This is a genomic window from Pseudomonas sp. Je.1.5.c (assembly GCF_051129895.1).
GTDB classification, from domain to species: domain Bacteria; phylum Pseudomonadota; class Gammaproteobacteria; order Pseudomonadales; family Pseudomonadaceae; genus Aquipseudomonas; species Aquipseudomonas urmiensis.
This window is the reverse complement of record NZ_JBCPSP010000001.1, coordinates 237,997-260,973: the sequence shown is the minus strand read 5'-3', so window position 1 is coordinate 260,973 and position 22,977 is coordinate 237,997. Positions and strand designations below refer to the sequence as shown.

Below are 22,977 nucleotides of genomic sequence, written 5' to 3'. Positions count from 1 at the left end.
ACATGCCGAACTTCCAACCCCGGGCAGAATACTCGGAGGCCTTGCCCGGCTGGCAGCTGGTCAAGCGCTGCGTGGCGGGCGCCCGCGAGGTGCGCAAGCACGATATCTACCTGCCCATGCCTGACCCGGAGAACAAGTCTCCCGAGAACCAGGCGCGGTACAAGCAGTACAAGAAGCGGGCGATGTTCCTAAACGTCACCGGGCGTACGCGCACTGGCCTGCTGGGCGCAGTGTTCCGCAAGACTGCAGAACTGCAGCTGCCCACGGGCGTCGATTACCTGAAAGAGAACGCCAGCGGCGACGGAACGAGCCTTGAGCAGCTGTCGAAGGATTCGGTAGGCGAGTGCCTGGATAGCGGCCGCGGCGGTTTCTTGGTGGACTTCCCGGCGGTTGACGGCGTGTCATCGATGGCTGATATGCAGGGCCGGCGGGCGCTGATCCATCACTACGACGCCGAGTCGATCATCGACTGGGATGAGCAGGTGATCGATGGTGTTAAGCGTCTGGTGTACGTCTGCCTGCTGGAGTGCGTGTCAGAATTCAGCCAAGAAAGCCTGGAGCGGACCACTAGCACCCAGTACCGCGTGCTGCTGCTGGCTGATGGTCGGTATGTCCAGCGCATCTACAGCGAGGATAAGACAAACTTCACTCCGGTCTCGCCGCTCGACAAGAACGGGCAGCCTTTCGACCACATCCCGTTCAGCTTCTACGGCGCCCAGAACAATGACGCCAGCATCGACAAGTCGCCGCTGGAAGACCTGGCCGATGTGAACATCCTCCACTACGGAAACAGCGCCACGGTTGAGGAGAGCGGGTTTATCAGCTCACAGCCAACCCTGTTCATCACCACCGACATCAGCGCCGACGAGTTCGCCAAGGTGAACCCCAATGGCATGCACATCGGATCGACCCGGGGTTACAACCTGGGTAAGTCCGGTGACGCAAAACTTGTCCAGGCAAGCGAGAGCCAGCTGGCCCGCACGCTGATGAAGGACAAGGAAGAGCAGATGCTGATGATCGGCGCCCGCATCGTCCAGAAGGCGGGCGGCGCAGAGACAGCAGAGGCCGTTCGCATCCGCTACAGCTCGGACAACAGTGTGCTGGGCACCATCGCTGGCAACGTGTCTGAGGCCCTGAAACGAGCCATCCTCGACGCCGAGCGCTTCATGATGGGCGAGCCGGACGAGGACGGTACAATCTTCTGGCTCAACCAGTCATTCTTCGACGAGACGATGACCGCCCAGGACATCCTGGCCCAGGTCCAGCTTTGGCAGCAAGGCATCATCGCGAAGTCCGACCTGCGCACCAACCTTCGCCAGGGTGGTGTGCTAGAGGCAGACCGCACCGACGAACTGATCGACGATGAGCTGGCCCAGCAGCCGCCGGTGACCGGCAACGACACCGGAGGCGGCGAGGATGAGCAGTGACGGCTACCTGTCGGACGCAGCGACTCGCCACCAGGTGCACGTGCAGCGCTACGCCGGCGGCAGCCTCAAGCGCCTGGCCAAGTTCATCACGAAGGCCATCAGCACCGCCAAATCGCGTGTATCAGAGGGATTGAGCCGTTACGGCACCCAACGGTACGAGAAGCAGGTTCAGGAGCTACAGGGCGAGCTGGCGGGCTTATACGGCGAGATGAAGCAGCAGGCCGTGCTCGACCTGACGGAATTCGCCGGGTACGAGGCCGAGTTCAACATGACCCTGCTGGGCAAGGTCGTGAAGACGGTCGTGCCGCTGAACAAGCCGAGCATTGAGCAGGTCGCCGCCGCAGCGCTGACCGATCCGCTCGATCTAGAGGTCGGCAAGGGCCGGCAGCGCATCAGCATCGCCGGTGCGCTCGACCAATACGGCACCAAGAAGAGCGCCGAGATCATCAGCGAGATACGCATGGGCTCGGCGCTGGGTGAGACGACAAGTCAGATCACCCGCCGGCTCACCTCGCTCGGCGTGCTGCAGCGCGACCAGGCCGGGGCACTGGTGCGGACCATGACCAACCATATCGCCAGTTCGGCAAGGTCGCAGGTCATGGCCGGCAACGACGACATCCTGAAGGGTAAGCGCCGGGTCGCCACGCTGGACGGCAGGACAACGCCGCTCTGCCGTGCGCTGGATGGCACGGTGGTTCCCATGACAGCGCCGTCGCCGCCATTCCACTGGAACTGCCGGACCACCGAGATCCCAGTCCTCAAGGATGAGTTTGCCCGAGATATCCCTGGCTCAACTCGCCCAGCGGTAGGCCCGGACGGTGCCGAGCAGGTCAGCAGCAAGACCACCTACGGCGAATGGCTCGCCCGGCAGCCCGTAGCGTTCCAGAAGGATGTGCTCGGGCCGGCGCGCTATGAACTGTTCAGCAAGGGCGAACTGACCATCGACCGGTTCGTTGACGACGACGGCAGAACCCTGACGCTCAAAGAGCTGCGCGAGCGTGAGCCGATGGCATTCGAACGACTATTGGCACATTGATATTGCGCCCCATGGCTGTAAGGGATATGTATGCCTCTTTAATCATGGGAGCCACAAAATGACTGAAGAGAAAAAGGTGATTGGGGATCAGCTGATCAACACTGTTCGGCCGTATTGCCTAATTGAAGATCGGTGGTTCACTCCAGATGAGAGCGCATCTCTGCGCGATGCCATGGCTGACGTCTGGAGCGGTTATTTTGTGAAAGCGGCTCTTACCGTACTTGGGGCAAAGGGAAGGCCGTCTAGAATTGGCCCGCACGTACAGGTTTACGGCCTTCCTCTCCCAGGTGCGCTGGAGCAACATCCTGCAGTCGCGCGTGATATCGCCGAAAAATACGGCTTCGTGATCGCTTTTGAGGGTGAGGGAATTATTGGTCTTGAACTCTACTTTGTTGAGCGGGGAGCCTTAAGCCTTAGCAAGGCTATCGCCAAATTTGAGCCTCTATCACTTCTAAAACTCAACTGAATGAGTCCTTACAAACAGCCCCGCCTAGTGCGGGGCTTTTTTATGCCCCGCAGGCAGGGCCTGCACAAGTCTCTGGGAGACAGCAATGACCTTGAAATTCCAACTGGACAGCCTCGAAGGCGTCGATGAATCGGTAGCAGCCCTGTATGTCGAGAAGGACGGCAAGTTCGTCCTCGGCATCGATGGTCTGCCGCAGCAGGAGGATGTCACCGGCCTGAAGGCCAAGGTGGAGGAGCTCCTGGGCGAGAAGAAGGCCGCCGAGAAAGCCCGCCGCGAAGCCGAAGAAAAGGCGCGCGCCGAGGCCGAAGAGGCTGCCCGCAAGTCGGGCAACGTCGAGGAGCTCGAAAAGTCGTGGTCCGAGAAGTACAACCGCCGCGAAGCTGAACTGACCGGCACTCTCGAAAGCGAACGCGCCACCCTTCAAGCTCAGATCCGGGATCTGACCGTGGGCCGCACCGCCACCGAGATCGCGACTGCTCTGGCCGTGCCAGGCAGCGCCAAGGCATTGCTTCCCCACATCGAACGCCGGCTGAGCGTCGAGCAGCGCGACGGTAAACCTACCGTTGTCGTGCTGGACGCCTCCGGCAAGCTCTCGGCGGCAACGCTGGACGAGCTGAAAGCAGAATTCACCAACGATCCGGCCTTCGGTCCGCTGATCGCTGGTAGCAAGGCATCCGGCGGCGGGGCCGGGGGTGCTGGAAAAGGCGGCGGGGCCGCAAGAGGCAACATCGGCGGCACCAAAGAGGAACGCACGGCGGCACTGGCCAACCGGTTCCCAGACCTTCCATTGAAATAAGGAAATACACCCATGTCCCTGTCGCAAATGCAGGTTTTCAACGAATACATCATGCCGGCGACCATCGAGACGCTGGATCAGATGCTCGTTGCGTTCAACGCCGCTAGCCGCGGCGCCATCGTGCTGTCCCCGGACGGCTTCACCGGCGACTTCTTGCAAGAATCGTTCTTCCAAACCTTGGCCGCTGCCCAGCGCCGCGTGGATCGCTACGCTGCCAACGGCACCGCGCCGATCACCGACCTGACCGAGCTGAAAAACACCTCTGTAAAGGTCGCTGGCGGCTTCGGTCCGATCCGCTACGAACCTTCGCAGATGACCTGGCTGGAGCGCCCGACCGCCCAAGGCATCGAGGTCGCGTCCCGCGCGTTCGCCGAGATCCTGCTGAAGGATCAGCTGAACACCGCCATCGCCGCCCTGGTCGCCGCGATCACTGCCCAGGCCGCTGCCGTCAATGACGTGTCGGCCACCGCCGGCATCACCTATGCCGGCCTGAACAACGCCCACGCTAAGTTCGGTGATGCGAGCCAGAACCTGGTAACCCAGGTGATGCAGGGCACCACCTACCACAAGCTGGTGGGTCAGAACCTGGCCAACCAGCAGCAACTGTTCCAGGCCGGTAACGTCCGTGTAATTGACATCCTGGGCAAGGTCTCGGTTGTGACCGATGCCCCGGCTCTGATGCAGGACGGCACCCCGGACAAAGAGATCATCCTGTCTCTGGTCCAGGGTGCTGCACTGGTGCACGACGGTCGCGACATCATCAGCAACGTCCAGACCACCAACGGCAAAGAGCGGATCGAGACCACGCTGCAGACCGACTACACCTTCGGCCTTGGCCTCAAGGGCTACACCTGGGATGTGACCGCCGGCGGCAAGTCTCCGACCGATGCCGAACTGGCCACCGGTACCAACTGGGACAAGACCGCCACCAGCATCAAGCACACCGCTGGTGTTGCTCTGATCGGTGACGCTTCCAAGTAACCCCTGACGGTGGGCTGGGCATATGGCCCGGCCTACTGAGGATAAGCTCATGAGCAAGAACAATATCTGGTACCTGCCAGGCCCGTTTCACCAGTACCAGGAAGACGTGAAAGCTCTGGCCAAGGAAGCCGGCCTGGTCATCGTCGACGCAAACGTGGCTCTGAACCGCAAGGGCGAGGCCAAGGAAGTGCCAGAGGTCAGCATTCGGCCAGAACTGAAGGCCGTGGCCGTGGTTGTCGAGTCTGGCGGACTGAGACAGGACGATATCGACCGCCTGACTGCTGAGTTGACGTCCATCGGCGTGATCGTCGAGTCGTTCGCTGAGCAGGCCCTGGAGCGTCCGCAAGGCGAACTGGGCGAAACCGCAGGCCGCCTGTTCCAGGTGCTCGAAGCGGTGAATGCTGGAGTTGCCAGCCTGAAGCGCGAGCGCGACGGTGAGGTGCAGAAGGTAATCGACCTGGAGCAGGAAAAAGCTGATCTGCTCAAGCAGATCGAATCGCTGAAGGCAGCGGCTGCCGATCCTGAGGTCGAGGCGCTGAAGGCTGCGCTGGACAAGGCTGGCGTCACCTACCGCGCCAACGCCTCGAAAGAGTCGCTGCAGAAACAGGTCGCCGAGCTCAACCAGCAGTAACACCGGGGCTGCGGCCCCAATCATTCAAGCGGAGGCCGGATGGCTACCTACATCACTGTGGCCGACGTAGACGCCATCCTTGGGCCTGACTGGGCAGCTCCAGAGCTGAAGGACGAGGCGGTCTTCGAGGCAAATGCCTATCTGACTGCGCTCAACCTGGTAGGCATCGACATGGACAACATCCCAGACGATGTGAAGCAGGCAGGCGCGCGGCTGGCCAAGTGCTCCTCCCAAGGAAAGCTTTACCAGCAGCAGACCGAGGGCTCGCTCGAGGCGAAGACGGTAAAGGCCGGATCGGTATCGACCAGCAAGACCTTCGGCTCGATCGACAAGACCAGCACTGTCGCTCAGCCAGCCTGTGTGCAGCTGGCATTGGCCCTGCTGACGCCCTGGCGCAGCAATCCGTTCGCCTTTGCTGTGAAAAGGGGATAGCCATGGGGCTCCGCGACGAGATCCAGGCAGACCTGGCCGAGGCCTTCGACGAGGACCTGGCCGACGCGGTATCGACGTTCACCGGTACCTACATGGGGCCCGGCGTCTGGGACCCGGTAAACGAGACCACCACGTCGCAGCCAGTGACCTACACCGGGCGCGGCGTGATCGACAGCTACGACAGCCGGCGCATCGACGGCCTGAACATCCTGGCGGGCGACGTGCTGCTGATCTGCCTGGCCAACGAGGTCACCGACAAGCCGGCTGTGGGGCACCAGATCACGGCGCCCGACCTCATCACTGGCGAGCCGGCCACGTATCGCATCGTCAGCCCAGGCATAGACCCGGCCAAGGCTCATTACGAGATCCAGCTGAGGAAGTGACCCATGGCCAAGGGGAGAGGGTGGAGCACGCCACCAAGTGCATTCGCCGGCGTGGTTGAGGATGCGCTGACACAGCGATCCAGGGCGATAGCCATGGCGATGCTTGGCGAGATCGTTCTGCGTTCGCCTGTGGGCAATCCTGATCTCTGGAAGAGCCCGCCACCGCCCGGCTATACAGGCGGGAGGTTCAGAGGGAGCCACATTGTCAGCATCGGGGCGCCTGTCTACACACAGACGACCAAAATCGACAAGGTTGGATCGGAAACGATAGCAGAAGGGCAGCGTCAGCTATCTGGTCTTGAGCCTTTCACGGTCATCTACATCCAGACGAACTTACCCTATGCCGAGAAACTAGAGGACGGCCATTCGACCCAGGCGCCTGGCGGCGTCTATTCGGTGTCGTTCAATGGCGTCTCGCAGGCCTATTCATGACCTTCGAACAAATCCGCGCCATCGTCATCGGGCGCATGGCGCAATGGACCGGTATCCCTGCTGATGCAGTGGATTACCCGAACCCGCCTAAGCCATTTGATCCTGCTGGTCGCAGTATCTGGGCCCGCCTAGCGGACATCCCCGGTCTGAGCAGCACGCCAGAGGTCGGAATCGGGCCATGCGTGCGCCAGACAGGAATCGTCGTCATCCAGCTGTTCGTGCCCAGCTACAGCGGCACCCTGGCAATCACCCGGGCTGTAGACACTCTGGTCACCCAGTTCCAGTACTACAGCGCGCCAGAAGGGCCGTTCGACTTCTTCGAGGCGTCCCCGCAGAGCGTAGGCGACGACGGTCACGGCTGGTACCAGGTAAACGTCCGCGTTCCATACCGGGCCTACTGAGCCCACCACTTGCACCGCCACATGGCGGTTTTTTTACGCCTATTGATAGGAGAATCACGCCATGTCGAGTGGTGCCAAGGTTGCAACCGCCTGGATTCGTGAAGTCACGCCAGGCACCACCCCGCCGGGCCCCTGGAACGTGCTGACGCGTACCAGCTTCGGTGTCGGGCCCACCTACAACACCGCCGAGAACAACGAGATCGGCGAAGACCGCATGTCGCAGGGTACGGCTCAGACCACCGTGGACGTAGCCGGCGATATCGGCACCAAGATGCGCTTCGGCGCGCTGGACGAGTTCATGGCCTCCTGCTTCGGCAAGGACTGGGACAACAACGTCCTGACCATGGGCAACGACCGCATCAGCTTCAGCCTGGGCTACTACGCCGCGGACGTCGGCATCGCCGGCAAGGCCACAGGCGCCCAGGTCGCCACCATGAACATCCAGGTGCCGAACGACGGTGAGATCGAGGTGACCACCACCTTCGCTGCGACCGGCTGGCAGGACAAGGCCGACGACAGCAACTTCATCCTGACGCCTTTGGCCGAGGCCTTCCAGCGGCGCTACGGCTTCAAAGACGTCTCCGGCCTCAAGCTGAACGGGGTCCAGGTCGGCGACAACAACGTCTGCGTCGATACCTTCAACCTGCAGTTCGACAATGCCGTACAGACTCAGCGCTGCATTGGCAACGGTACTCCCTTCGCCGGCAACATCATCCCGACCACCTTCACCCCCTCGGGCAGCATCACCCTGAGTTGGTCGAAGACGGCTTACGAGCTGTGGAAGAAGCAGCAGACCGGTGACGCGATCAGCTTCGAGTTCACCCTGGGCAATGCCGACGGCGCCTACGACATCCTGATCCCTGAGATGGAGATCAGCGGGTCCTGGCCGGATGGCGGCGCTACCGACATCATCCAGGTAGAGCTGACCTACACCGCCCGTCGCGTGTCGCCGACCATCACCCGCCGTCCGGCACCACCGGCGCCTACTGGTGTGACCGTGGCCCCATCGACCGCCAGCGTGGCCGTTGGTGCTACTACCAACTTGGCCGCTACCGTCGCCCCGGCTGGCGCGACCCAGACCGTTACCTGGTCCAGCTCCGATGCGAGCAAGGCCACCGTCAGCGCCACCGGCGTCGTGACAGGTGTGGCTGTCGGCACCGCGACCATCACCGCCACCAGCACCGTGGATGGCACCAAAAAAGGCACCGCGGCGATCACTGTCACGGCGTAATCATTGCCCGGCACGCCCTGCGGTGTGTCGGGCCTCTTACCGCAGAGGAAACCCATGGGATTCACCATCGCTCGAAAGCCTGAGCTGGACCTCCACGGCCAGCGCTGGGTGGAGTTCGCGCCCGGCGCCAAGATCTTGGTTGGCTCCGCCGCTGACCCCTTGTACCGATCGCACCGCGCGCTGATCAACCGCCACTTGGCGGCGATCGATTCCCAGGCCGGCGTGGGCACCAAGCAGTTCAGTGTTGCGCAGATCCCCCAGGCCGAGATCGAGGTCGACGACGAGCTCTACATGGACCTGGTGGCGCACCACCTGATCAAGGACTGGCAGGGCGTCGACGTGGCCGAGCGTCCGGGCGAGCCGGCGCCGTACACCCCGGAGCTTGGCAAGGCCCTGATCGAGCAGATGCCAAGCGTCTACTTCCTGGCCCTGCGCACCGGCGTCGATATCGCCAACCGCGTCGAGGAGCTCATCAAGGAATCGGTGGGAAAGCCCTCGCCGTCTACCGATGGGGCCGCGACTGGGCGGGCGAAGAGAACGAGAAAAAGCGCTGGAAACGCGAGCGCCTGAGCGGAGTAGGTGCGGTTCCGGAGGCCCCGGAGATTGACCCTGTCACTGACCAGCTGCTCGACGCCTACAACGCGATCAGCAGGTCAAGGCAGTACGTCGGCATGATGGCCGCGCCGGCGCCGATCACCGCAGGCATGGTGAGCGAGCACCTGGCCCGGCATCCGAGCGCCATCGATCGTGACGAGCTCGAGGCAGTGGTGTTCGCCCTGGATGAAGAATTCCGCGCCAACTGGGCGGAGCAGAACAGCAACGACTGACGCGGCCAGGCCGCAGGAGAGGGACATGCAGCAGCGCACAGAGGCAAGCCATGAACCGTTTGTGATGGTTTCGGTTCATGGTGTGCGTATTGATATGCGCAAAGGAACGATTACGTTCCCCGAAATCACTGATCTCGGAAGAACGATCGAGCCTCCTGCTGATCATTCAGGAGAAACCGAAGCGGAGCCGAAAACGCGGTTTCTGTAGCCTCGTTATCGGGGATTCCAGACATCGGCCATGCGTGCTTCAACGTGTGAGTCAGCATCTGCTCCATTACCTGTGGCGAATAGCCAGGAATCTCACGTAAAGCAGCGGATATAGCTCCCAGAGCGGCCGCGTTACCTGCCTTCAACGCCTGGAACTCATCCTTTAGGCTGCTCAGCTCTGCAGTGAGCCGGGCAATCAATTCGTTTTGATCTGACATTTGATCTCCTGTCCATGGGCTTTCCGGCAACGGACCGGGGGCGGTTCGTTGGGAGGCATAACGCTACTACGCCCCGGATCAGCCCACGTACTGGCTTTCCGTCCAGGGTGGATGGGTGGACAGGAAGACCATTCGTCCTCCTGTGTCCAGCGGATGCCATCGGAATAGTGGCATTGGTGCCCCCAACCCTTTACCATGCTGCCGCCTTTTACCATGGAGCTGGGTTGATGACTGGGTTGGTGCTTGAAGCAAGCCACGAGATTTACTTCTCAACAAAGAATGAGATTCCCATCGCTGATGTGGTTACCTCGTTGCTTGCCTTCGAGAGGATCATCAAGCAAAGCCCCCAGGTCCTTTCCGCTCTGACCGGCGCGGAAATTGACCACATTGAAGTTTTCGTCGAAGAGCTGCACTCTGGCAGCTTGGACGCGAAGTATCTGCTCAAGCTGTTTTTCAAGGATGAGGAGGAGCTGGAGAAGTTTCTCGGCTCGATTAGGGAAAAACTCAAGGAGCATCCCGTGGTGCGAAACACGCTTCTGACCGCCGTAATCGCGGGAATGGTAGGGTACGGCCTATTCGCAGCAGCGAAGATCGTAAACAGCCCGGAAGCCGCCGCCACGATTCAGGCTAACAACAACGTGGTGATCAACATCGGCGCTGGCGAGGTCAACATGACGCCGGAACAATTCACCGCAGTGGTTCATGCAGCTATCAGGGACAAGAAAGCTCTTGCGAAGGACAGCGTGAGATTCATGGCTCCTGCTCGTACCGACAAAGAGTCTCAGGTGGTTTTTGACGGGCATGAGCAGATCGTCATTCCCAAGGAGACGGTTCAGGTAGCGCCTTCAAGCGTAGATGTTGCGAGGGACCAAATCGAAGATCGCCTTCCCGATGTGGATCTTCATATCCGAGCTACTAACCTGGACAGCAAAACCAGTGGTTGGGGTGGGTTAATCCCTGGTGTGGTTGATCGTCGCATCCCAATCGAGCTTGCCGAAGACATTGATCCGAAAGATGTGGCTGGTAAGTTCAAGCTCAGAGCTGACGTTATTGTGGTCTACGAGCCGAAGGGCAAGGCCAAGAAGCTAACCCCAGTCAAAATACTGGTGACCGGTTTGGTCGAGTGATTCTAAAGCCCAGCCCCGCGCTGGGCTTTTTGCATCACGCCCTAATCATCATTTTTGCCGCAGTTTCGCCCCGTGATGCTTCGACAGGTCGCTGATATGGAAGGCATCTGCAAGCCTCACCTTTGCCTGGTTCTCAGCCTGCGCTATAGCCTCGGCGCGCTCCCTGGCGCGAATCAAAGCGACATCCTCCGCCCAGTGTGCCAGCGCCTCGGCAAATCTCCGCTTCTCAGCATCGGGCATCTCCGCACCCTTCATGTGAATGGTTGGGGAGGGTAAGGGTAGATCAAATGGGCGCGGGGGCGCGTGGCGTTTGTCGGCGAGCTCCGGCGTCAGCCGATCAGCTTTCCAATGAAATGACTGAGCCCTCCATGGGCGCGGACGAACTCAGAATAGCTATGCCCCTCGGACCCCGTGAGCTCTGAGATAGCGCGTATCATTTCTATCTTGGTGTCGACTGGGATATCACTTTCAGCGACAGATCGGACTCGAATCAGGAAATTGATGTAATCGTTAATGGCCAAGTCGAGCTGACCAATATCCGTGTGGGTGAATGCATCGGAAATCTTCCCTTCCTTTGTGGAAGGAACCCATCTACCGCGTCGAGCAAGAAGCTCTTCGTATGTCTTGTCGCCTAGATAACATTTTGTACCAACAAGGACGAGGTCCGAGTACGGCGTGGTTAGGAATGGAAAGGGCACAAAATAGTGCTCACGATCGAACGCGCTATCGGCATCTGGGCGCTTAACCGGCGTAGCGGGGGGCTGTTGAGGCGTCACAGATGCTTGGCCAGGATAGATGACATGTCGACGCCCGTCAGCGCCTATAGAGCTGACGACCCTGTCTATTTCCATGGTTTCAATGAAGCGATTTGCACGAGCGAATCCTATTTTCAGCTCCCTTTGGACGAGCGATACCGAGGCTGTTTTGTTTTTTAGTACAAGTTGGACCGCCTTGGGGTACAAGTCGTCATCAATGTCCGAAATTTCCACGGGCTGATCGGTGACATTGTCCGCGCGCTTCGGTGAAAAAATACGCTTGATCCAATTCACGAAGGTAACCCGCCAAGTCATTTCCGGGGTACAAGGCTAACCCATGCGAACTGTGAAATGGTAGATTGCCCTCATCAACAAGGAGGGTTCATGGAACTGTTCATCATCTGGCTGGCGTTGGCTGGCGTGACTGCCTATTTCGCAAAGCAGAAGGGCAGAAACCCTGTGGGCTGGTTCATCCTGGGCTTTGTCTTACCCGCCATTGGGCTTATCGCAGTATGGTTGGCAAACCCGCTGGGGGTGGACGAGCAGAAGAGTATCGAGATCGCCAGGAAATTTGGTGTCTCCTCCCTTTATCGGAAGTGCCCATTCTGCGCCGAGGTTGTCCAAAGGGAAGCAATCAAGTGCAAGCACTGCCAGTCTGACCTAGAGCCGGTCAAAGAGTGACCTGAGACCGAACGAATATAAACCCGCCTTGAGCGGGTTTTTTTATGCCTGGAGATATTGCATGGCTCAAGAATCGCGCCTTGCCGTAACCATCGACTCACGCGGCGCGCAGCGTGACGCAGCATCTATGAGAAAAGAGCTCGAGTCTCTTGAGTCATCTGGAAACCGTGTAGCTCCGGCAATGGATAAAGCTGGGGCGTCCATTGAAGGTGCAGGTCGAAGATCTGATGCAAGCTCGAGAAAGGTCGGCGGTCTCGCTGCCGAGACCGATAAGCTCCTCGGTGTGGTTGGTGGGCTGGCCGCCCCGTTTGCAGCAGCGTTCAGCGTTTCCAAGATCGCCCAGTATTCAGAGCAGTACACCAACCTTACGAACCGCCTGAGGCTTGTGACCAAAGGCACGGAGCAATTAGCGTTTGCTCAGGATTCCGTTTACAGGGTTGCTCAAAACTCTAGGCAGTCGCTCCAAAGTACCGCTGAGGTGTATCAGAGGGTGGCCCAGAATGCGAGGCAGCTTGGGCTTAGTTTTGCTGACGTGGAGAGCGTCACCGAGACAGTATCGAAGACCGTGGCACTGAGTGGCGCCAGTGCCCAGGCCGCTGAGGCCTCCATGGTCCAGTTTGGCCAGGCTCTAGCCTCTGGCACCCTTCGCGGCGATGAATTAAACAGCATAATGGAGCAAACACCGGCGCTCGCCCAGGCGATTGCGCGTGGTCTCGGCGTCTCTATTGGGCAACTGCGCACCATGGGGGCTGAGGGTAAGCTGACGTCCGAGGCTGTCGTCAAGGCGCTGCAGAGCCAGAAAGACAAAGTGGACGAGCTCAGCGGCAGCCTTCAGGTCACGGTCAGCCAGTCGATAACGGCATTCAACAACTCGCTGGTGACTACGGTCGGGAAGCTTGATGAGGCTACCGGCGCTAGCGCCCGGCTGGCTCGTGGAATCGTGTCCATGGCAGAGGCTATGGATAGGTTCAACTCAGGCGAGTTCCTGGATTTCTTCCGGGACGACAAGCAGACAGTGGCCGGGCTGAACAATGAACTCAGCGTCACTCTGGCTGGAATTCGAGACCTGCAGAATGCGAGGTCAAAGCTGTCCTCTACCGACTCGAGTGACACGGTTTTCTTCAAGTTCAAGTTCTACAACCGCGAGGAACTGGACAAGGAAATTGCAGGGCTGGAGAGCCGAGCCACCTCTTTCAGGGCAGTAGTTGCGCAGATGCAGAAGACTGCAGCGCAGCCATCTCTCCAGACACCGAAAGGGGATGACCCAGGCAAGAAGGTGAATGCTGAGTACGAGAAACTTCTCGCCAACCTGAAAAAACAGGCTGCGCTCGAGGGCGAAAACACTGAAGCCGCAAAGGTGCGGTATGCAATTGAGGCTGGCGAGCTTGGGAAGCTGCTTCCCGAGCAAGAAAAGCTACTTCTGAAATACGCCCAAGAAAAGGATGCAAAGGCCGCAGCAGAGAAGGCGTCCAAGAAAGCCGCTGCGGAGGCAGCCAAGGCTCAAGCCGCGACCGGCAATGGGCTATCAGAGTCGCTCAACACCTTCTCCCGCCTCTACGCTCAGTACGACCCTGCATCCCAGGCCGCCCGCGCCCTGACCAAGGAACAGCAGCAGCTGGACCTGGCCTTCAAGAAGGGCAAGATCAGCCAGGAGGAGTACGGCAAGGCGCTGGCCCAGGCGTCCATGAACTACGCCGCGGCGATCAAGGGCGCGCAGGGCCTGACCCAGGCCGAGCAGTACCGGGCCCAGATGGAGCGGCAGCTGGCCACCCAGCGCATGGAGTACGCAGCCCAGGCGGACGCCGTGGGCATGGGCCAGAAGGACGCCTATCGCATGCAGGAGCGCCTGCGGATTGAGCAGGAGACGAACAACCGCATCCTGCAGCTGCAGACCGAACTGGCCAACGCCCAAGGCGAGAAACAGCGCCAGGACCTGCAAGCCCAGATCGATATCGAGCGCGAGTTCCTGCAGAAACGGGTTGCTGCACAGCGCGATGGCTGGGCCCAGATCGATCAGGCCCAGGCAGACTGGAGCAACGGCGCCCGCGGCGCTCTCCAAGACTACATGGACAGCGCCAGTGATGTGGCAGGGCAGACTCGCGACCTGTTCAGCAACGCCTTCGGCAACATGGAAGACGCCGTGGTCAACTTCGTGAAGACCGGCAAGCTGTCGTTCAAGGACTTCGCTGACCAGGTGGTGGCCGACCTGATCCGTATTCAGGTACGCCAGGCTGCTGCTGGCTTCCTCGGTACCGCTCTTGGGTTCCTGGGCGGAGGAGGGGGTGCTGCAGCTGCTGGCAGCGGCACCATGACCGGGTTCAGCGAGACGATCTCGCGGTCTGGCTTTTCGACTGGCGGCTACACCGGTGACGGCGGCAAGTTCGAGCCGATGGGCGTGGTCCACGGCGGTGAATACGTCATCCGCAAAGAGGTGGTAAGTCAGCCCGGGGCTCGTGACTACTTGGATCGCTTGAACGCCAAAGGCTACGCCAGTGGCGGTTTCGTCGGGGTGAGCCCTGCGGTTGCGGCTGCACCTGTTCCGGCAGCACCTACTGCTGGCGCCATGCCATCGATCATCCAGCACATCAGTGTGCAAGGCACCGCAGACGAAGCGACCCTGGCCCGCATTCAGCAGGCCGCCCAGAAGGGCGCGCAGGATGGCTACAACCTGGTGCTGCGCGACTTCAAGATGAACGGGCCGGCGCGGCAGCTGATCGCCCGCAACCGATAGCAAGAAGGAGTACTGCATGGCTATCCAATGGCCGGCATCGCTGCGCCCGTCTGAAATGACGTGGGGCTTAGTCAACAACAGCCGCGCCTTTACCTCGACGCTCTCGAACGCCCAGCAGATCGTCGGGCAGCCGGGCGCGTACTGGCAGTGCACCCTGACGTTCGGTCTGCTCACCCGGGAGCAGGAGCGCGAGCTGTCAGCGTTCCTCGGGCGCCTGGACGGGCTTTTCGGCACGTTCAACCTGCCGGCGTTCACCCGTACCCGGAAGGTGAGCGTGGGAAGCCTCAGCGTCGTGTCAGGCGTGGCCCAGGCCAGGGCCATCACGGTGGCCGGCGTCGCCGCAAACACCCCAGTTTTCGCCGTTGGGGATTACCTCACGGTGGCCGGAGAGATGTTCGAAGTGGTGGAGCCAGCTGCCTCCAACGCCCAAGGCCAGGCCATCGTGTCGGTCAACAAGCGCATCCGCAAATCGCTGATCGCCGGTACGCCGGTCGAATACCTCAACCCTTACGCCGAATGCCGAATGACCCAGGACACGTGGAACATGACGGTGCGGCCGGTGGTGGCCAGTGGCAGCTACCAGTTCAGGGAGGCCTTCTGATGCCCTCGACGTTTCCATTCAGCCAGAGCGTGGTCGATATCATCGCCACCGGCAAATTCCTCAGCGTGTACGCCTGCCAGCTCGACTTCGAGGACGGCCCGGTATACGCGCACACGGGTACCGGTGACCTGGTAATCGGCGGCATCACGTATCTGGGGGTAGGGCAGTTCGGCGAGGTAGGGCAGTCGCAGGAGAGCGACAACTCGAACTCGCCCATGACGATCGACCTGGCCCTTACCGGCCTGGACAGCTACATCATCACCGAGACAAACATCCGGGGATGCCGGGGTCGATCCGGCAAGCTCATGTTTGTGGTGTTCGACGAGCTGGGCAACTACGCAGCCGACATTCTGTTTTCCGGCCGCATGGATGCCGCCACCTTCTCCTACGCCGGCAACGGAGAGGACGGCAACAAAATCACCGTCCCGATCGTTGACCGCATGGCCGAGTGGAGCCGCACGGGCACCGAGCGTTTCACCGACGAGAACCACCGGGCCCGCCACCAGGGCGACCGGTTCTTCTACGCCATCGCCCAGATGTCCGAATGGCCAATCTACTGGGGCTCCAAGAAGGACGCCCCGACGTTCACCTACGAGAAATAGCCATGCGCTACCGAGACTGGACCACACGCCTCAGCGAAGTGATCAAGGCCGCCTTAGAGCGGCCTTTTTCATGGGGCGAATTCGACTGCTGCCTGTTTGCTGCGGACTGCGCTGTGGCGGTGTGCGGTATCGACCCGGCTGAGGCGTACCGGGGCACCTACAAGACCGAGGCGGGGGCAAAGCGGGCGCTGAAGAAGCAGCACGGTAGCCTTGAGGCGGCATGGGATGCCTGCTTCGCCCGGGTTGCGCCGGCATTCATCCAGCGCGGCGACATTGCCATGTACGAAGCGCCCGGTGGCCGTTCCATGGCCGTGTACTGGGCAAACGAATTCTGGGCGACCACCGACGACGGGGTGGCCCGCGTGGTATGCGAACCGCTTGCAGTCTGGAGAGTTGAATAATGTCCGGTGGCGTCAAGAAGATTGCTCAGGTCGCCATCGGCGCGGTCATTGGCTTCGTTCAAGGTGGCCCGGTGGGCGCCGCCATTGGTGCCGGCCTGGCGTTCTATGCGGCCGAGCAGCAGGAGAAGCTGAACACAAAGTCACCGCTGCGTGACAACGAACCGTCGGCGCAGACCGTCCGCTCGTCCAAGGCGCCGGCGCGCTTCATCCTTGGCAGTGTCAGCACTGGTGGCGTGCTGGTGTGGGCGCAGGAGCAGGTCGGTGACCAAGCCGATGGCGAGTGGCTGCACTTGGTGTACGTCCTCTGTGAAGGGCCGGTCGACGCCCTGGAGAACATCTATCTGGGCGAGGAAGAGATCGCCACCTATGGCGAACATGCCTCCTATGAGCTTGTGATCAACCCGACGGCAGTGAACACCTTCCTGAAGGCCAACTGCCCGGACTGGAAGGACGAGCAGATCGGCCGCGGGCTGTCGTTCGTGCGCCTATCGCTCAAGTACAGCGCCGAGAAATTCCCGTCCGGCATCCCTGACGCACGCTTCATCGTCCGTGGACGCAACGATATCTACGACCCGCGCACTGGGATGTCCATCTACACCGAGAACACCGCGCTGCACATTCTGTGGTTCCTGCGGAACCGGTGCGGCGTCCCGGACGATGAGATCGTGTTCGAGACCTTCGCCAGTGGCGCCAACGTCTGCGATGAGTCGGTCGGCAACCCAGACGGCACTACCAGCCTGCGCTATCGCAGCAGCTGTGTGATCGGCGCCGACGAGCAGCGCACCAACGTGCTACAGAAGCTTGAGGCTGCCTGCGGCGGCCGGACTATCCGGGTCGGTGGGCGCTGGATGTTCCAGGCCGGCGCCTACTACGGCCCCTACGACTTTGAGGTCACCGAGGACATGGTGATCGGTATCATCACCGGCAGCACCGAGCCGACCAATGATGCCGCGATCAATACGGTCCGCGGCACCTTCATCGACACCTCGCAATCGTGGACAGAGACCGATTACCCCGAGGTCAGCGTTGCCGAATGGGTGGTCGAGGACGGCGGAGAGGCGGCTGAAACGCTGACCTTCTCCTACGTCACGGACGCCTACCAGGCCCAGCGCCTGGCGAACATCGAGCTGCGCCGCCGGCGCGCAGGCGGCACCATCAGCATTCCCATGAACTTTATGGGATACAACTGCCGGCCAGGACGTGCCGTGCGCGTGAACCTGCCATCGCTCAACATCCTGGGCGAGTTCATCGTTACCAACTGGAGTATGGGGGCTGACCAAGGGTGCACCGCTCAGCTGCAGCAGTACGACGCAGCGCAGTTCGACGATGCCGTGGGCAGGCCGTATAACCCAATCGGCTTCATCAACCTGCCAACCGGCGGCCTAGGCAGCCCGACCAACCTGGCCTGGGTACCCGACGAGACAGCAGAAGTCACCCAAGGCGTGCTGAGTTGGACGCAGCCTGCTGGCATTGTCGCCGGATATGCGGTCACCATCCGCCAGGGTGACGTTGCGGTTCAGGCCCAGCAGGTGCCCGAGACGACGCTGCAGCTGCCGATCGCCGGTCTGCCCTCTGGCTATTACACAATGAGCGTGGTCGCGATGGGGCCGCTGACTCGCTCGGGGCAGGCGAGCATCACAGTCAACATCGACGGCCCGCCGGTGCCTGAGGGTTGCACCGTACAGTCTACGATCGAGAGCATCACGCTGTTCCCGAGCAACGTACAGCACGGCTTGAACGGCGGCACGTATGAGTACTTCTACAGCATGGACCCGCAGGCAACGGCGGCCGAGGCTGAGTACCTGGGGCAGGGCCTAAGCCTTGCGCACACCGGCCTGGCGTTCTTCACCAACTACTTCTACTTCATCCGCTCGAAAAACGCCTACGGCGTCAGCGGATTCCTGAAGGTGCCGGCTTCTACATCCACGGATGTGAGCACCATACTCGCGGCGCTGACAGGGAAGATAGGGAACTCTCAGCTTGGGCAGGATATTCAAGACCTGATCCAGAAAATTCCGGGGCTGGAGGAACAACTCAACAATCTGGAAAGCCTGACTGCTTACGACCGGAACGAGGCCTATGCCAAGGACAAGATGGTTGTTGCCGACGGCAAGATCTACCAGGCCAAGCAGGCGGTACCGGCCGACTCGTCAGGCGCAAATGCACCACCGAACGACACTTACTGGATCGATGTTGGACAATCCCTGATCACGGCCAACGGCTTGGCTCAGCAGGTGGCAACCAATACGGTGGACATCACCGAGCTGGATGGTGTGGTCACGGCCCAGGCCTCGTCGTTCGAAGCGCTGCGGGCATCTTCTAGAGATGACAACGGCGAGGGTGATCTAGCTGATGCCCTCAAGGGCTGGGACAGTACGGCTTCATTGGCTGAGGAGAAGAGGGTTAGAGCCACAGAGAACCTTGCGCTGGTCGAGCGGCTGACGACGTTCGATGCCAGGGTGGGCTCAAACGAGGCGAATCTAACCCAGCTCGAGCGAGTGGTGGCCACCAACGAGTCGGCGACCGCTCTCAAGCTCGATCAGCTGAATGCTTCGGTCGGGCAGACGAATGCGGCCGTGCAGACCACCAGCAGGGCCCTGGCCGACCTGGATGGTAAGGCCAGCACCATGTGGTCAGTCAAAATGCAGGTCAATGCGCAAGGGCAATATGTGGCGGCGGGTATCGGCCTGGGCATCGAGAACGGCCCGGCCGGCCTACAGAGCCAGTTCCTTGTGTCGGCGGACCGCTTCGCTGTGGTCAACGGTGTGAACGGCACGTTGTCTTCACCCTTCGTGGTCCAGAACGGGCAGGTCTTCATGAATACCGCGTTCATCAACAAGGCCTTCATTCAGGAACTGATCTTGAGCATGACCTTGAAGTCCCAAGCCGTCGACTCTGCTGGTAGGCCGTTGATCGAGCTGAATATGGTCACCGGCACCTTCAACCTACGCGGGCAGGGCAGCGACGGCAGCTTGGCGATCAACAACAACGGCGTGTACGTCTACGACGCCACCAGCATCGAGCGCGGCGCACTGGGGAGGCTGACCTGATGGCTGCTCTGTATGGACTTAGAACGAGGGACGCGGCAGGCGTGGTCACTTTCGACACCACTATCACTCCAATTCGTTCATTGAGGATGATGACCGTCGCGGGAAATGGGGCGTTTGAGCAGACGATTGCTGTACCGGAGATAAAGGCCCAGTCCTTCGTCGTCGTTGATGCTCTGTTTGACGGAGGGGAGTACACCTGGTCGCCGCCGGCTTTTTGGTCTACTGGTCAGCTACGCTTGCGTCAACCCCAGACCAGATCATGGCAAGTAATGGTTTTGTCGCAAGGTGGGGAGGCGTTTTCTGCGCCCGGTAGCTATGGCATCCGAGCACGGAACAACGACGTTCTGACCCAGATTGACTCCATGAACCGGGTGCTTTCTGTCCATTCGAGCGGAGCATTCACTTTCGGCTTCATGGGGTCGGGAAATCAGCGGCAGTGGGGAGATGTGAACTTTCCAACGCCTATCAGAACGACAGAGCGGCCGCTGATTTTCTTGAATGCAGTCAATTACATGATGGCGGGTAACTTCTACATCAAAGGTTCGCCTGGTAATTGGACGGGCTTCCGTCTCAAGGCATACAACAACCAGTCGGCTCATGGCAGCGTTGCGAATCAGCCGATGCAGATCAAGTGGTTCTGCGCCTCCTATCAGGTGTTCGGAAGCGTGACGGGGCAATACGGCGCATCAGTTCGAAATGAAGAGGGGGAGCTCACATTCGTGACGACGGCGAATCTCGCGCTTTTGAACAGCCAGCCGGCGAGCAACTCATTTGCAACTTCGGGCAATCCGATCACAGGAGCAGGGGGGTATTACGCTTCCAGCGAGCGAATGGCATGGACTGGTAGTTACGACGATTATGTCCTGGCTAACGCACTATTTTCCTGCACCAACGTTGTTCAAACAACTCAGCCCTTTCGCGTGAACTTCGGCGGATTCCTGCCCGGCAATCGAAACATCTTGCAGATGTATTGCGAGAACTGGGACGGTATCAACCCAGTTGGCGTAAACGGCCGAACACTGTTCGCTTCTAGGCCAATGAAGCCTCTTTAATTTTTCGATGGAGATCCTCCTATGCCCTGGTACAGAGCAGGCAGCGTGGCGATCACGGCTGGCCAAAATACGGTGACCGGTACCGGCACCAACTTTTCCACGAATGCGCGGGTAGGAGATGCGTTTCAGGGGCCGGATGGTCGATGGTATGAGGTCACCAACATCGCGAGCGGCACGGTGCTGAGCATCCTGCCGGCCTATCAAGGCGCGACGGTAGGGGCTGGCGCGTACGGGCTGGCGCCGATGCAGGGATATGTTAAGGAATCCGCTGATCGCCTGCGGCAGTTGGTGGACCAGCTCGGGGCGACCTTCGCCCTGTTCGGCGGCGCTACCAACATCGAGACTTTGCGGCAGAACATCCTGGCCGCCACCCGTGGCGCGAACAGCGACATTACCTCGTTGTCCGGCCTGACCACGGCTCTCAGCGTTGCACAGGGCGGTACTGGTGGAAAGACCCAGGTAGAGGCGCGAACTGGTCTGGGACTAAAGGCGGCAGCCGTGGCCGATATCGTTGGCTCCGTCAGCCAAAGCGGAGGCGTTCCTACTGGCGCCATCGTTGAGCGCGGCAGCAATGCCAATGGTGAGTACACCCGGTATGCGGATGGAACCCAGATTTGCTTCTGGGAGGACACCGTCAGTGTTCAAACCAACTCGGGCGCCTACGGTCCCCTAAATTATTACGCCTATAAATCCGTCAATTACCCCATGCCCTTTGTTGGGGTTCCCGTCACGGTGCCGTGCTGCAGGTACGCAGGCGCTGAAAACGGGGTGACGATGCTTGGTCTCGCGACGTGTCAGCGCGGCACTAATCTGGGCACAAGCCTAATGGCGCAGGGCGGTACCACAACCGCAGGCGGGCGCATGGGCTATATCGCAACCGGGAGATGGTTCTAATGCAAATCGCACTTTCGCCCGTCCGTATGGATGAGCAAGTAACGCTGGTTCGCCAAGGCGACATCCTTTATGTCAATGGCGAAGCCTTCGATTTCTCCCCGCTTCAGGAAGGGGCAACCCTACCCTGGGGCGCGGTGCTTTCTGACTGGTTCCCTGGAACTGTCGAGCGAATCGACGGCGAGTTGCATTTGACCATTCGCCTGCCGCACGGCCCTAACGCCCCGGAGAGCACCCGGTTTCCAGTGCCAATCTCGATCACCAAAGACGGCCCGGTTGATCTGCCCGTCTATGACATCGCAAGGCACTACAGCGAAGGCGCAAGAGAGGCCATGACCAATGAATAACAACATCGACTGGTCGCAGATGATTACTGCTGAGATGAAGGCTGCACAGGCTGCCGCTCAGCATCTGGCGCAGGTGCAGGCCGAGACTGCCCGCCTGCGCAAGCTTGCTGACGATGCCATTGCTCCCCTGCAGGATGCAGTCGACCTCGACGAAGCGACCGAGGCAGAGACCGCCGCCCTCAAGGAGTGGAAGCGCTTCCGCGTGACGCTGAACCGATTACCAGACCAGGAAGGCTACCCCAGCGAGATCGACTGGCCCGCACCGCCAGCCTGATGCGCACCCAACCCACCGACCGCCGCCTGGCGGTATTTTTTTGCCTGGAGAAAACCCATGACCCAATCGCTTCCCCGCGGAGTGCGCAATCGCAACCCTGGAAACATCGATCACAGTCCGGCCAATAACTGGGTGGGCCAGATCGGCAAAGAGCCGGGCGGCCGCTTCGTCATCTTCGACACCCCCGAGAACGGCATCCGTGCCCTGGGCAAGCTGCTGCAGACCTACTACAACAAGCACAAGCTGCGGACCGTCAAGGACATCATCAAGCGTTGGGCGCCGGAGGTCGAGAACGACACGGGGGCGTACATCCGCACTGTGGCTGAGCGCTGCGGCCTGGACCCGTCCGATCAAATCGCCAACATCAAAGACCCCAAGATCTTAGGCGGCCTGGTGCAGGCGATCATCAAACACGAGAACGCCAACTTCGAATACCCGCCGGCAATCTTTGCTGAGGGCTTGCGCAGGGCGCTGGCATGAACGGCTGGGGAGTGCGGGTAATCGCGCTGCTGCTCATCGTGGCTTCCTACTGGGGCACCTACCAGCACGGCCGGTCCGTCGAGCGTTCGGAGTGCGCCAAGGCATCAGCGCAGCGGGACAGCGGTGACCGCCTGGCTGAGGTGCTGGGCGAGCGCAGCGCGCGGGAAGAGGAACAACGACGCGCCCAGGCGCAGGAGGAGGCAAGAGCCCATGCTGAGGAAGAACGAACAATTGCTGATGCTGGCGCTGCTGGCGCCGATGCTGCTGGCCAGCGGTTGCACGACGAAGTCGCAAACCTCGCTGCCACCGTCAGTTGCACCGCCAAGGATACCGCCGCTATCGCCAGAGGCCAGGCAACCACCCGCGCCGCCATGGTGCTCTCTGACCTGCTCACACGGGCTGATGCTCGAGCGGGAGAGCTGGCGAAAGCTTATGACCGAGCCAGAATAGCTGGCCGCTCCTGCGAGGCTTCATATGACGCGCTTCAACGTCATCACTAAGAGAGAAAAGTCATCCT

29 protein-coding genes are annotated in these 22,977 nt (G+C 60.5%); 26 read left to right on the top strand and 3 right to left on the bottom strand.

All coding sequences use genetic code 11. The features are described from left to right. Positions 1–2 precede the first annotated feature (2 nt). From AAZU54_RS01285 to AAZU54_RS01225, 13 genes are all read left to right on the top strand, one after another. Positions 3–1,427, top strand: a complete 1,425-nt coding sequence (locus AAZU54_RS01285) for a DUF4055 domain-containing protein (protein WP_434726372.1) — start codon at positions 3–5, stop codon at positions 1,425–1,427. Next, positions 1,417–2,463: a phage minor head protein gene (locus AAZU54_RS01280; protein ID WP_434726371.1), complete on the top strand. Its 1,047-nt coding sequence runs from the start codon at positions 1,417–1,419 to the stop codon at positions 2,461–2,463. The genes AAZU54_RS01285 and AAZU54_RS01280 overlap by 11 nt, the downstream gene beginning before the upstream one ends. A 58-nt stretch (positions 2,464–2,521) precedes the next feature. Next, complete coding sequence (locus AAZU54_RS01275) at positions 2,522–2,929, top strand: hypothetical protein (RefSeq protein WP_434726370.1); 408 nt, start codon at positions 2,522–2,524, stop codon at positions 2,927–2,929. A gap of 85 nt (positions 2,930–3,014) precedes the next feature. Continuing rightward, a complete protein-coding gene (locus tag AAZU54_RS01270) occupies positions 3,015–3,725 on the top strand; it encodes a hypothetical protein (protein WP_434726369.1) in 711 nt (236 codons plus the stop codon). 12 nt (positions 3,726–3,737) lie between these two features. Beyond that, entirely contained in the window at positions 3,738–4,706 is a 969-nt protein-coding gene (locus AAZU54_RS01265) for a major capsid protein (RefSeq protein WP_100633250.1), read from the top strand. Positions 4,707–4,755: 49 nt separating this feature from the next. Continuing rightward, positions 4,756–5,337 carry a hypothetical protein gene (locus AAZU54_RS01260; protein ID WP_434726368.1) on the top strand — a complete coding sequence of 194 codons (582 nt, stop codon included), beginning with the start codon at positions 4,756–4,758 and terminating at the stop codon, positions 5,335–5,337. Between the two features lie 39 nt (positions 5,338–5,376). Further along, positions 5,377–5,769 carry a protein singed gene (locus AAZU54_RS01255; RefSeq protein WP_434726367.1) on the top strand — a complete coding sequence of 131 codons (393 nt, stop codon included), beginning with the start codon at positions 5,377–5,379 and terminating at the stop codon, positions 5,767–5,769. Between the two features lie 2 nt (positions 5,770–5,771). Then, positions 5,772–6,152 (top strand): glutamate 5-kinase, encoded by a 381-nt coding sequence (locus AAZU54_RS01250; RefSeq protein WP_434726366.1) that lies wholly within the window; start codon positions 5,772–5,774, stop codon positions 6,150–6,152. A 3-nt stretch (positions 6,153–6,155) separates the two neighbouring features. After that, positions 6,156–6,584, top strand: coding sequence for an HK97 gp10 family phage protein (locus tag AAZU54_RS01245; RefSeq protein ID WP_434726365.1), 429 nt, complete (start codon positions 6,156–6,158; stop codon positions 6,582–6,584). Continuing rightward, positions 6,581–6,985, top strand: coding sequence for a phage tail terminator-like protein (locus tag AAZU54_RS01240; RefSeq protein WP_186703235.1), 405 nt, complete (start codon positions 6,581–6,583; stop codon positions 6,983–6,985). The genes AAZU54_RS01245 and AAZU54_RS01240 overlap by 4 nt, the downstream gene beginning before the upstream one ends. A gap of 61 nt (positions 6,986–7,046) precedes the next feature. Continuing rightward, positions 7,047–8,216: a phage tail tube protein gene (locus tag AAZU54_RS01235; RefSeq protein ID WP_434726364.1), complete on the top strand. Its 1,170-nt coding sequence runs from the start codon at positions 7,047–7,049 to the stop codon at positions 8,214–8,216. A gap of 54 nt (positions 8,217–8,270) precedes the next feature. After that, positions 8,271–8,786: a hypothetical protein gene (locus tag AAZU54_RS01230; protein WP_434726363.1), complete on the top strand. Its 516-nt coding sequence runs from the start codon at positions 8,271–8,273 to the stop codon at positions 8,784–8,786. 101 nt (positions 8,787–8,887) lie between these two features. After that, complete coding sequence (locus AAZU54_RS01225; RefSeq protein WP_434726362.1) at positions 8,888–9,043, top strand: hypothetical protein; 156 nt, start codon at positions 8,888–8,890, stop codon at positions 9,041–9,043. A gap of 125 nt (positions 9,044–9,168) precedes the next feature. Here AAZU54_RS01225 and AAZU54_RS01220 read toward each other — a convergent pair whose 3' ends face one another. After that, positions 9,169–9,468 (bottom strand): hypothetical protein, encoded by a 300-nt coding sequence (locus AAZU54_RS01220; RefSeq protein WP_434726361.1) that lies wholly within the window; start codon positions 9,466–9,468, stop codon positions 9,169–9,171. A 227-nt stretch (positions 9,469–9,695) separates the two neighbouring features. Between AAZU54_RS01220 and AAZU54_RS01215 the strand changes: the two genes are divergently transcribed. After that, positions 9,696–10,595: a hypothetical protein gene (locus AAZU54_RS01215; RefSeq protein WP_151924354.1), complete on the top strand. Its 900-nt coding sequence runs from the start codon at positions 9,696–9,698 to the stop codon at positions 10,593–10,595. A gap of 48 nt (positions 10,596–10,643) precedes the next feature. On the opposite strand, the gene AAZU54_RS01210 is transcribed toward AAZU54_RS01215, so the two are convergent. Further along, positions 10,644–10,835 carry a hypothetical protein gene (locus AAZU54_RS01210; protein WP_434726360.1) on the bottom strand — a complete coding sequence of 64 codons (192 nt, stop codon included), beginning with the start codon at positions 10,833–10,835 and terminating at the stop codon, positions 10,644–10,646. An 89-nt stretch (positions 10,836–10,924) separates the two neighbouring features. Next, the gene (locus tag AAZU54_RS01205) at positions 10,925–11,644 is read right to left on the bottom strand and encodes a DNA translocase FtsK (protein WP_434726359.1); all 720 of its coding nucleotides are present in this window, start codon (positions 11,642–11,644) and stop codon (positions 10,925–10,927) included. Between the two features lie 90 nt (positions 11,645–11,734). On the opposite strand from AAZU54_RS01205, the gene AAZU54_RS01200 reads away from it, so the two are divergent. From AAZU54_RS01200 to AAZU54_RS01145, 12 genes are all read left to right on the top strand, one after another. Further along, the gene (locus AAZU54_RS01200) at positions 11,735–12,031 is read left to right on the top strand and encodes a hypothetical protein (RefSeq protein ID WP_434726358.1); all 297 of its coding nucleotides are present in this window, start codon (positions 11,735–11,737) and stop codon (positions 12,029–12,031) included. A 61-nt stretch (positions 12,032–12,092) separates the two neighbouring features. Further along, positions 12,093–14,762, top strand: coding sequence for a phage tail tape measure protein (locus tag AAZU54_RS01195; RefSeq protein ID WP_434726357.1), 2,670 nt, complete (start codon positions 12,093–12,095; stop codon positions 14,760–14,762). A 16-nt stretch (positions 14,763–14,778) separates the two neighbouring features. Then, on the top strand, positions 14,779–15,363 hold the full coding sequence (locus AAZU54_RS01190) for a hypothetical protein (protein WP_434726356.1): 585 nt from the start codon (positions 14,779–14,781) through the stop codon (positions 15,361–15,363). Beyond that, positions 15,363–15,965: a hypothetical protein gene (locus AAZU54_RS01185; RefSeq protein ID WP_434726355.1), complete on the top strand. Its 603-nt coding sequence runs from the start codon at positions 15,363–15,365 to the stop codon at positions 15,963–15,965. The genes AAZU54_RS01190 and AAZU54_RS01185 overlap by 1 nt, the downstream gene beginning before the upstream one ends. A gap of 2 nt (positions 15,966–15,967) precedes the next feature. Beyond that, complete coding sequence (locus tag AAZU54_RS01180; RefSeq protein ID WP_434726354.1) at positions 15,968–16,366, top strand: DUF6950 family protein; 399 nt, start codon at positions 15,968–15,970, stop codon at positions 16,364–16,366. Beyond that, entirely contained in the window at positions 16,366–19,416 is a 3,051-nt protein-coding gene (locus AAZU54_RS01175; RefSeq protein WP_434726353.1) for a phage tail tip fiber protein, read from the top strand. Before AAZU54_RS01180 ends, AAZU54_RS01175 begins: the two co-directional genes overlap by 1 nt. Beyond that, entirely contained in the window at positions 19,416–20,468 is a 1,053-nt protein-coding gene (locus AAZU54_RS01170) for a hypothetical protein (RefSeq protein ID WP_434726352.1), read from the top strand. The genes AAZU54_RS01175 and AAZU54_RS01170 overlap by 1 nt, the downstream gene beginning before the upstream one ends. A 21-nt stretch (positions 20,469–20,489) precedes the next feature. Then, positions 20,490–21,362: a phage tail protein gene (locus AAZU54_RS01165; RefSeq protein WP_434726351.1), complete on the top strand. Its 873-nt coding sequence runs from the start codon at positions 20,490–20,492 to the stop codon at positions 21,360–21,362. Continuing rightward, on the top strand, positions 21,362–21,706 hold the full coding sequence (locus AAZU54_RS01160) for a hypothetical protein (protein ID WP_434726350.1): 345 nt from the start codon (positions 21,362–21,364) through the stop codon (positions 21,704–21,706). Before AAZU54_RS01165 ends, AAZU54_RS01160 begins: the two co-directional genes overlap by 1 nt. Further along, the gene (locus AAZU54_RS01155; protein WP_434726349.1) at positions 21,699–21,980 is read left to right on the top strand and encodes a tail fiber assembly protein; all 282 of its coding nucleotides are present in this window, start codon (positions 21,699–21,701) and stop codon (positions 21,978–21,980) included. The genes AAZU54_RS01160 and AAZU54_RS01155 overlap by 8 nt, the downstream gene beginning before the upstream one ends. A 57-nt stretch (positions 21,981–22,037) precedes the next feature. Beyond that, positions 22,038–22,460 (top strand): structural protein, encoded by a 423-nt coding sequence (locus tag AAZU54_RS01150; RefSeq protein ID WP_434726348.1) that lies wholly within the window; start codon positions 22,038–22,040, stop codon positions 22,458–22,460. Continuing rightward, entirely contained in the window at positions 22,457–22,960 is a 504-nt protein-coding gene (locus AAZU54_RS01145) for a DUF2514 domain-containing protein (protein ID WP_434726347.1), read from the top strand. Before AAZU54_RS01150 ends, AAZU54_RS01145 begins: the two co-directional genes overlap by 4 nt. Positions 22,961–22,977 lie beyond the last annotated feature (17 nt).

Coding starts and splice junctions, on each gene's coding strand:
- AAZU54_RS01285 (WP_434726372.1), top strand. CDS start 3: ATGCCGAACTTCCAACCCCGGGCAGAATACTCGGAGGCCTTGCCCGGC.
- AAZU54_RS01280 (WP_434726371.1), top strand. CDS start 1,417: ATGAGCAGTGACGGCTACCTGTCGGACGCAGCGACTCGCCACCAGGTG.
- AAZU54_RS01275 (WP_434726370.1), top strand. CDS start 2,522: ATGACTGAAGAGAAAAAGGTGATTGGGGATCAGCTGATCAACACTGTT.
- AAZU54_RS01270 (WP_434726369.1), top strand. CDS start 3,015: ATGACCTTGAAATTCCAACTGGACAGCCTCGAAGGCGTCGATGAATCG.
- AAZU54_RS01265 (WP_100633250.1), top strand. CDS start 3,738: ATGTCCCTGTCGCAAATGCAGGTTTTCAACGAATACATCATGCCGGCG.
- AAZU54_RS01260 (WP_434726368.1), top strand. CDS start 4,756: ATGAGCAAGAACAATATCTGGTACCTGCCAGGCCCGTTTCACCAGTAC.
- AAZU54_RS01255 (WP_434726367.1), top strand. CDS start 5,377: ATGGCTACCTACATCACTGTGGCCGACGTAGACGCCATCCTTGGGCCT.
- AAZU54_RS01250 (WP_434726366.1), top strand. CDS start 5,772: ATGGGGCTCCGCGACGAGATCCAGGCAGACCTGGCCGAGGCCTTCGAC.
- AAZU54_RS01245 (WP_434726365.1), top strand. CDS start 6,156: ATGGCCAAGGGGAGAGGGTGGAGCACGCCACCAAGTGCATTCGCCGGC.
- AAZU54_RS01240 (WP_186703235.1), top strand. CDS start 6,581: ATGACCTTCGAACAAATCCGCGCCATCGTCATCGGGCGCATGGCGCAA.
- AAZU54_RS01235 (WP_434726364.1), top strand. CDS start 7,047: ATGTCGAGTGGTGCCAAGGTTGCAACCGCCTGGATTCGTGAAGTCACG.
- AAZU54_RS01230 (WP_434726363.1), top strand. CDS start 8,271: ATGGGATTCACCATCGCTCGAAAGCCTGAGCTGGACCTCCACGGCCAG.
- AAZU54_RS01225 (WP_434726362.1), top strand. CDS start 8,888: ATGATGGCCGCGCCGGCGCCGATCACCGCAGGCATGGTGAGCGAGCAC.
- AAZU54_RS01220 (WP_434726361.1), bottom strand. CDS start 9,468: ATGTCAGATCAAAACGAATTGATTGCCCGGCTCACTGCAGAGCTGAGC.
- AAZU54_RS01215 (WP_151924354.1), top strand. CDS start 9,696: ATGACTGGGTTGGTGCTTGAAGCAAGCCACGAGATTTACTTCTCAACA.
- AAZU54_RS01210 (WP_434726360.1), bottom strand. CDS start 10,835: ATGCCCGATGCTGAGAAGCGGAGATTTGCCGAGGCGCTGGCACACTGG.
- AAZU54_RS01200 (WP_434726358.1), top strand. CDS start 11,735: ATGGAACTGTTCATCATCTGGCTGGCGTTGGCTGGCGTGACTGCCTAT.
- AAZU54_RS01195 (WP_434726357.1), top strand. CDS start 12,093: ATGGCTCAAGAATCGCGCCTTGCCGTAACCATCGACTCACGCGGCGCG.
- AAZU54_RS01190 (WP_434726356.1), top strand. CDS start 14,779: ATGGCTATCCAATGGCCGGCATCGCTGCGCCCGTCTGAAATGACGTGG.
- AAZU54_RS01185 (WP_434726355.1), top strand. CDS start 15,363: ATGCCCTCGACGTTTCCATTCAGCCAGAGCGTGGTCGATATCATCGCC.
- AAZU54_RS01180 (WP_434726354.1), top strand. CDS start 15,968: ATGCGCTACCGAGACTGGACCACACGCCTCAGCGAAGTGATCAAGGCC.
- AAZU54_RS01175 (WP_434726353.1), top strand. CDS start 16,366: ATGTCCGGTGGCGTCAAGAAGATTGCTCAGGTCGCCATCGGCGCGGTC.
- AAZU54_RS01170 (WP_434726352.1), top strand. CDS start 19,416: ATGGCTGCTCTGTATGGACTTAGAACGAGGGACGCGGCAGGCGTGGTC.
- AAZU54_RS01165 (WP_434726351.1), top strand. CDS start 20,490: ATGCCCTGGTACAGAGCAGGCAGCGTGGCGATCACGGCTGGCCAAAAT.
- AAZU54_RS01160 (WP_434726350.1), top strand. CDS start 21,362: ATGCAAATCGCACTTTCGCCCGTCCGTATGGATGAGCAAGTAACGCTG.
- AAZU54_RS01155 (WP_434726349.1), top strand. CDS start 21,699: ATGAATAACAACATCGACTGGTCGCAGATGATTACTGCTGAGATGAAG.
- AAZU54_RS01150 (WP_434726348.1), top strand. CDS start 22,038: ATGACCCAATCGCTTCCCCGCGGAGTGCGCAATCGCAACCCTGGAAAC.
- AAZU54_RS01145 (WP_434726347.1), top strand. CDS start 22,457: ATGAACGGCTGGGGAGTGCGGGTAATCGCGCTGCTGCTCATCGTGGCT.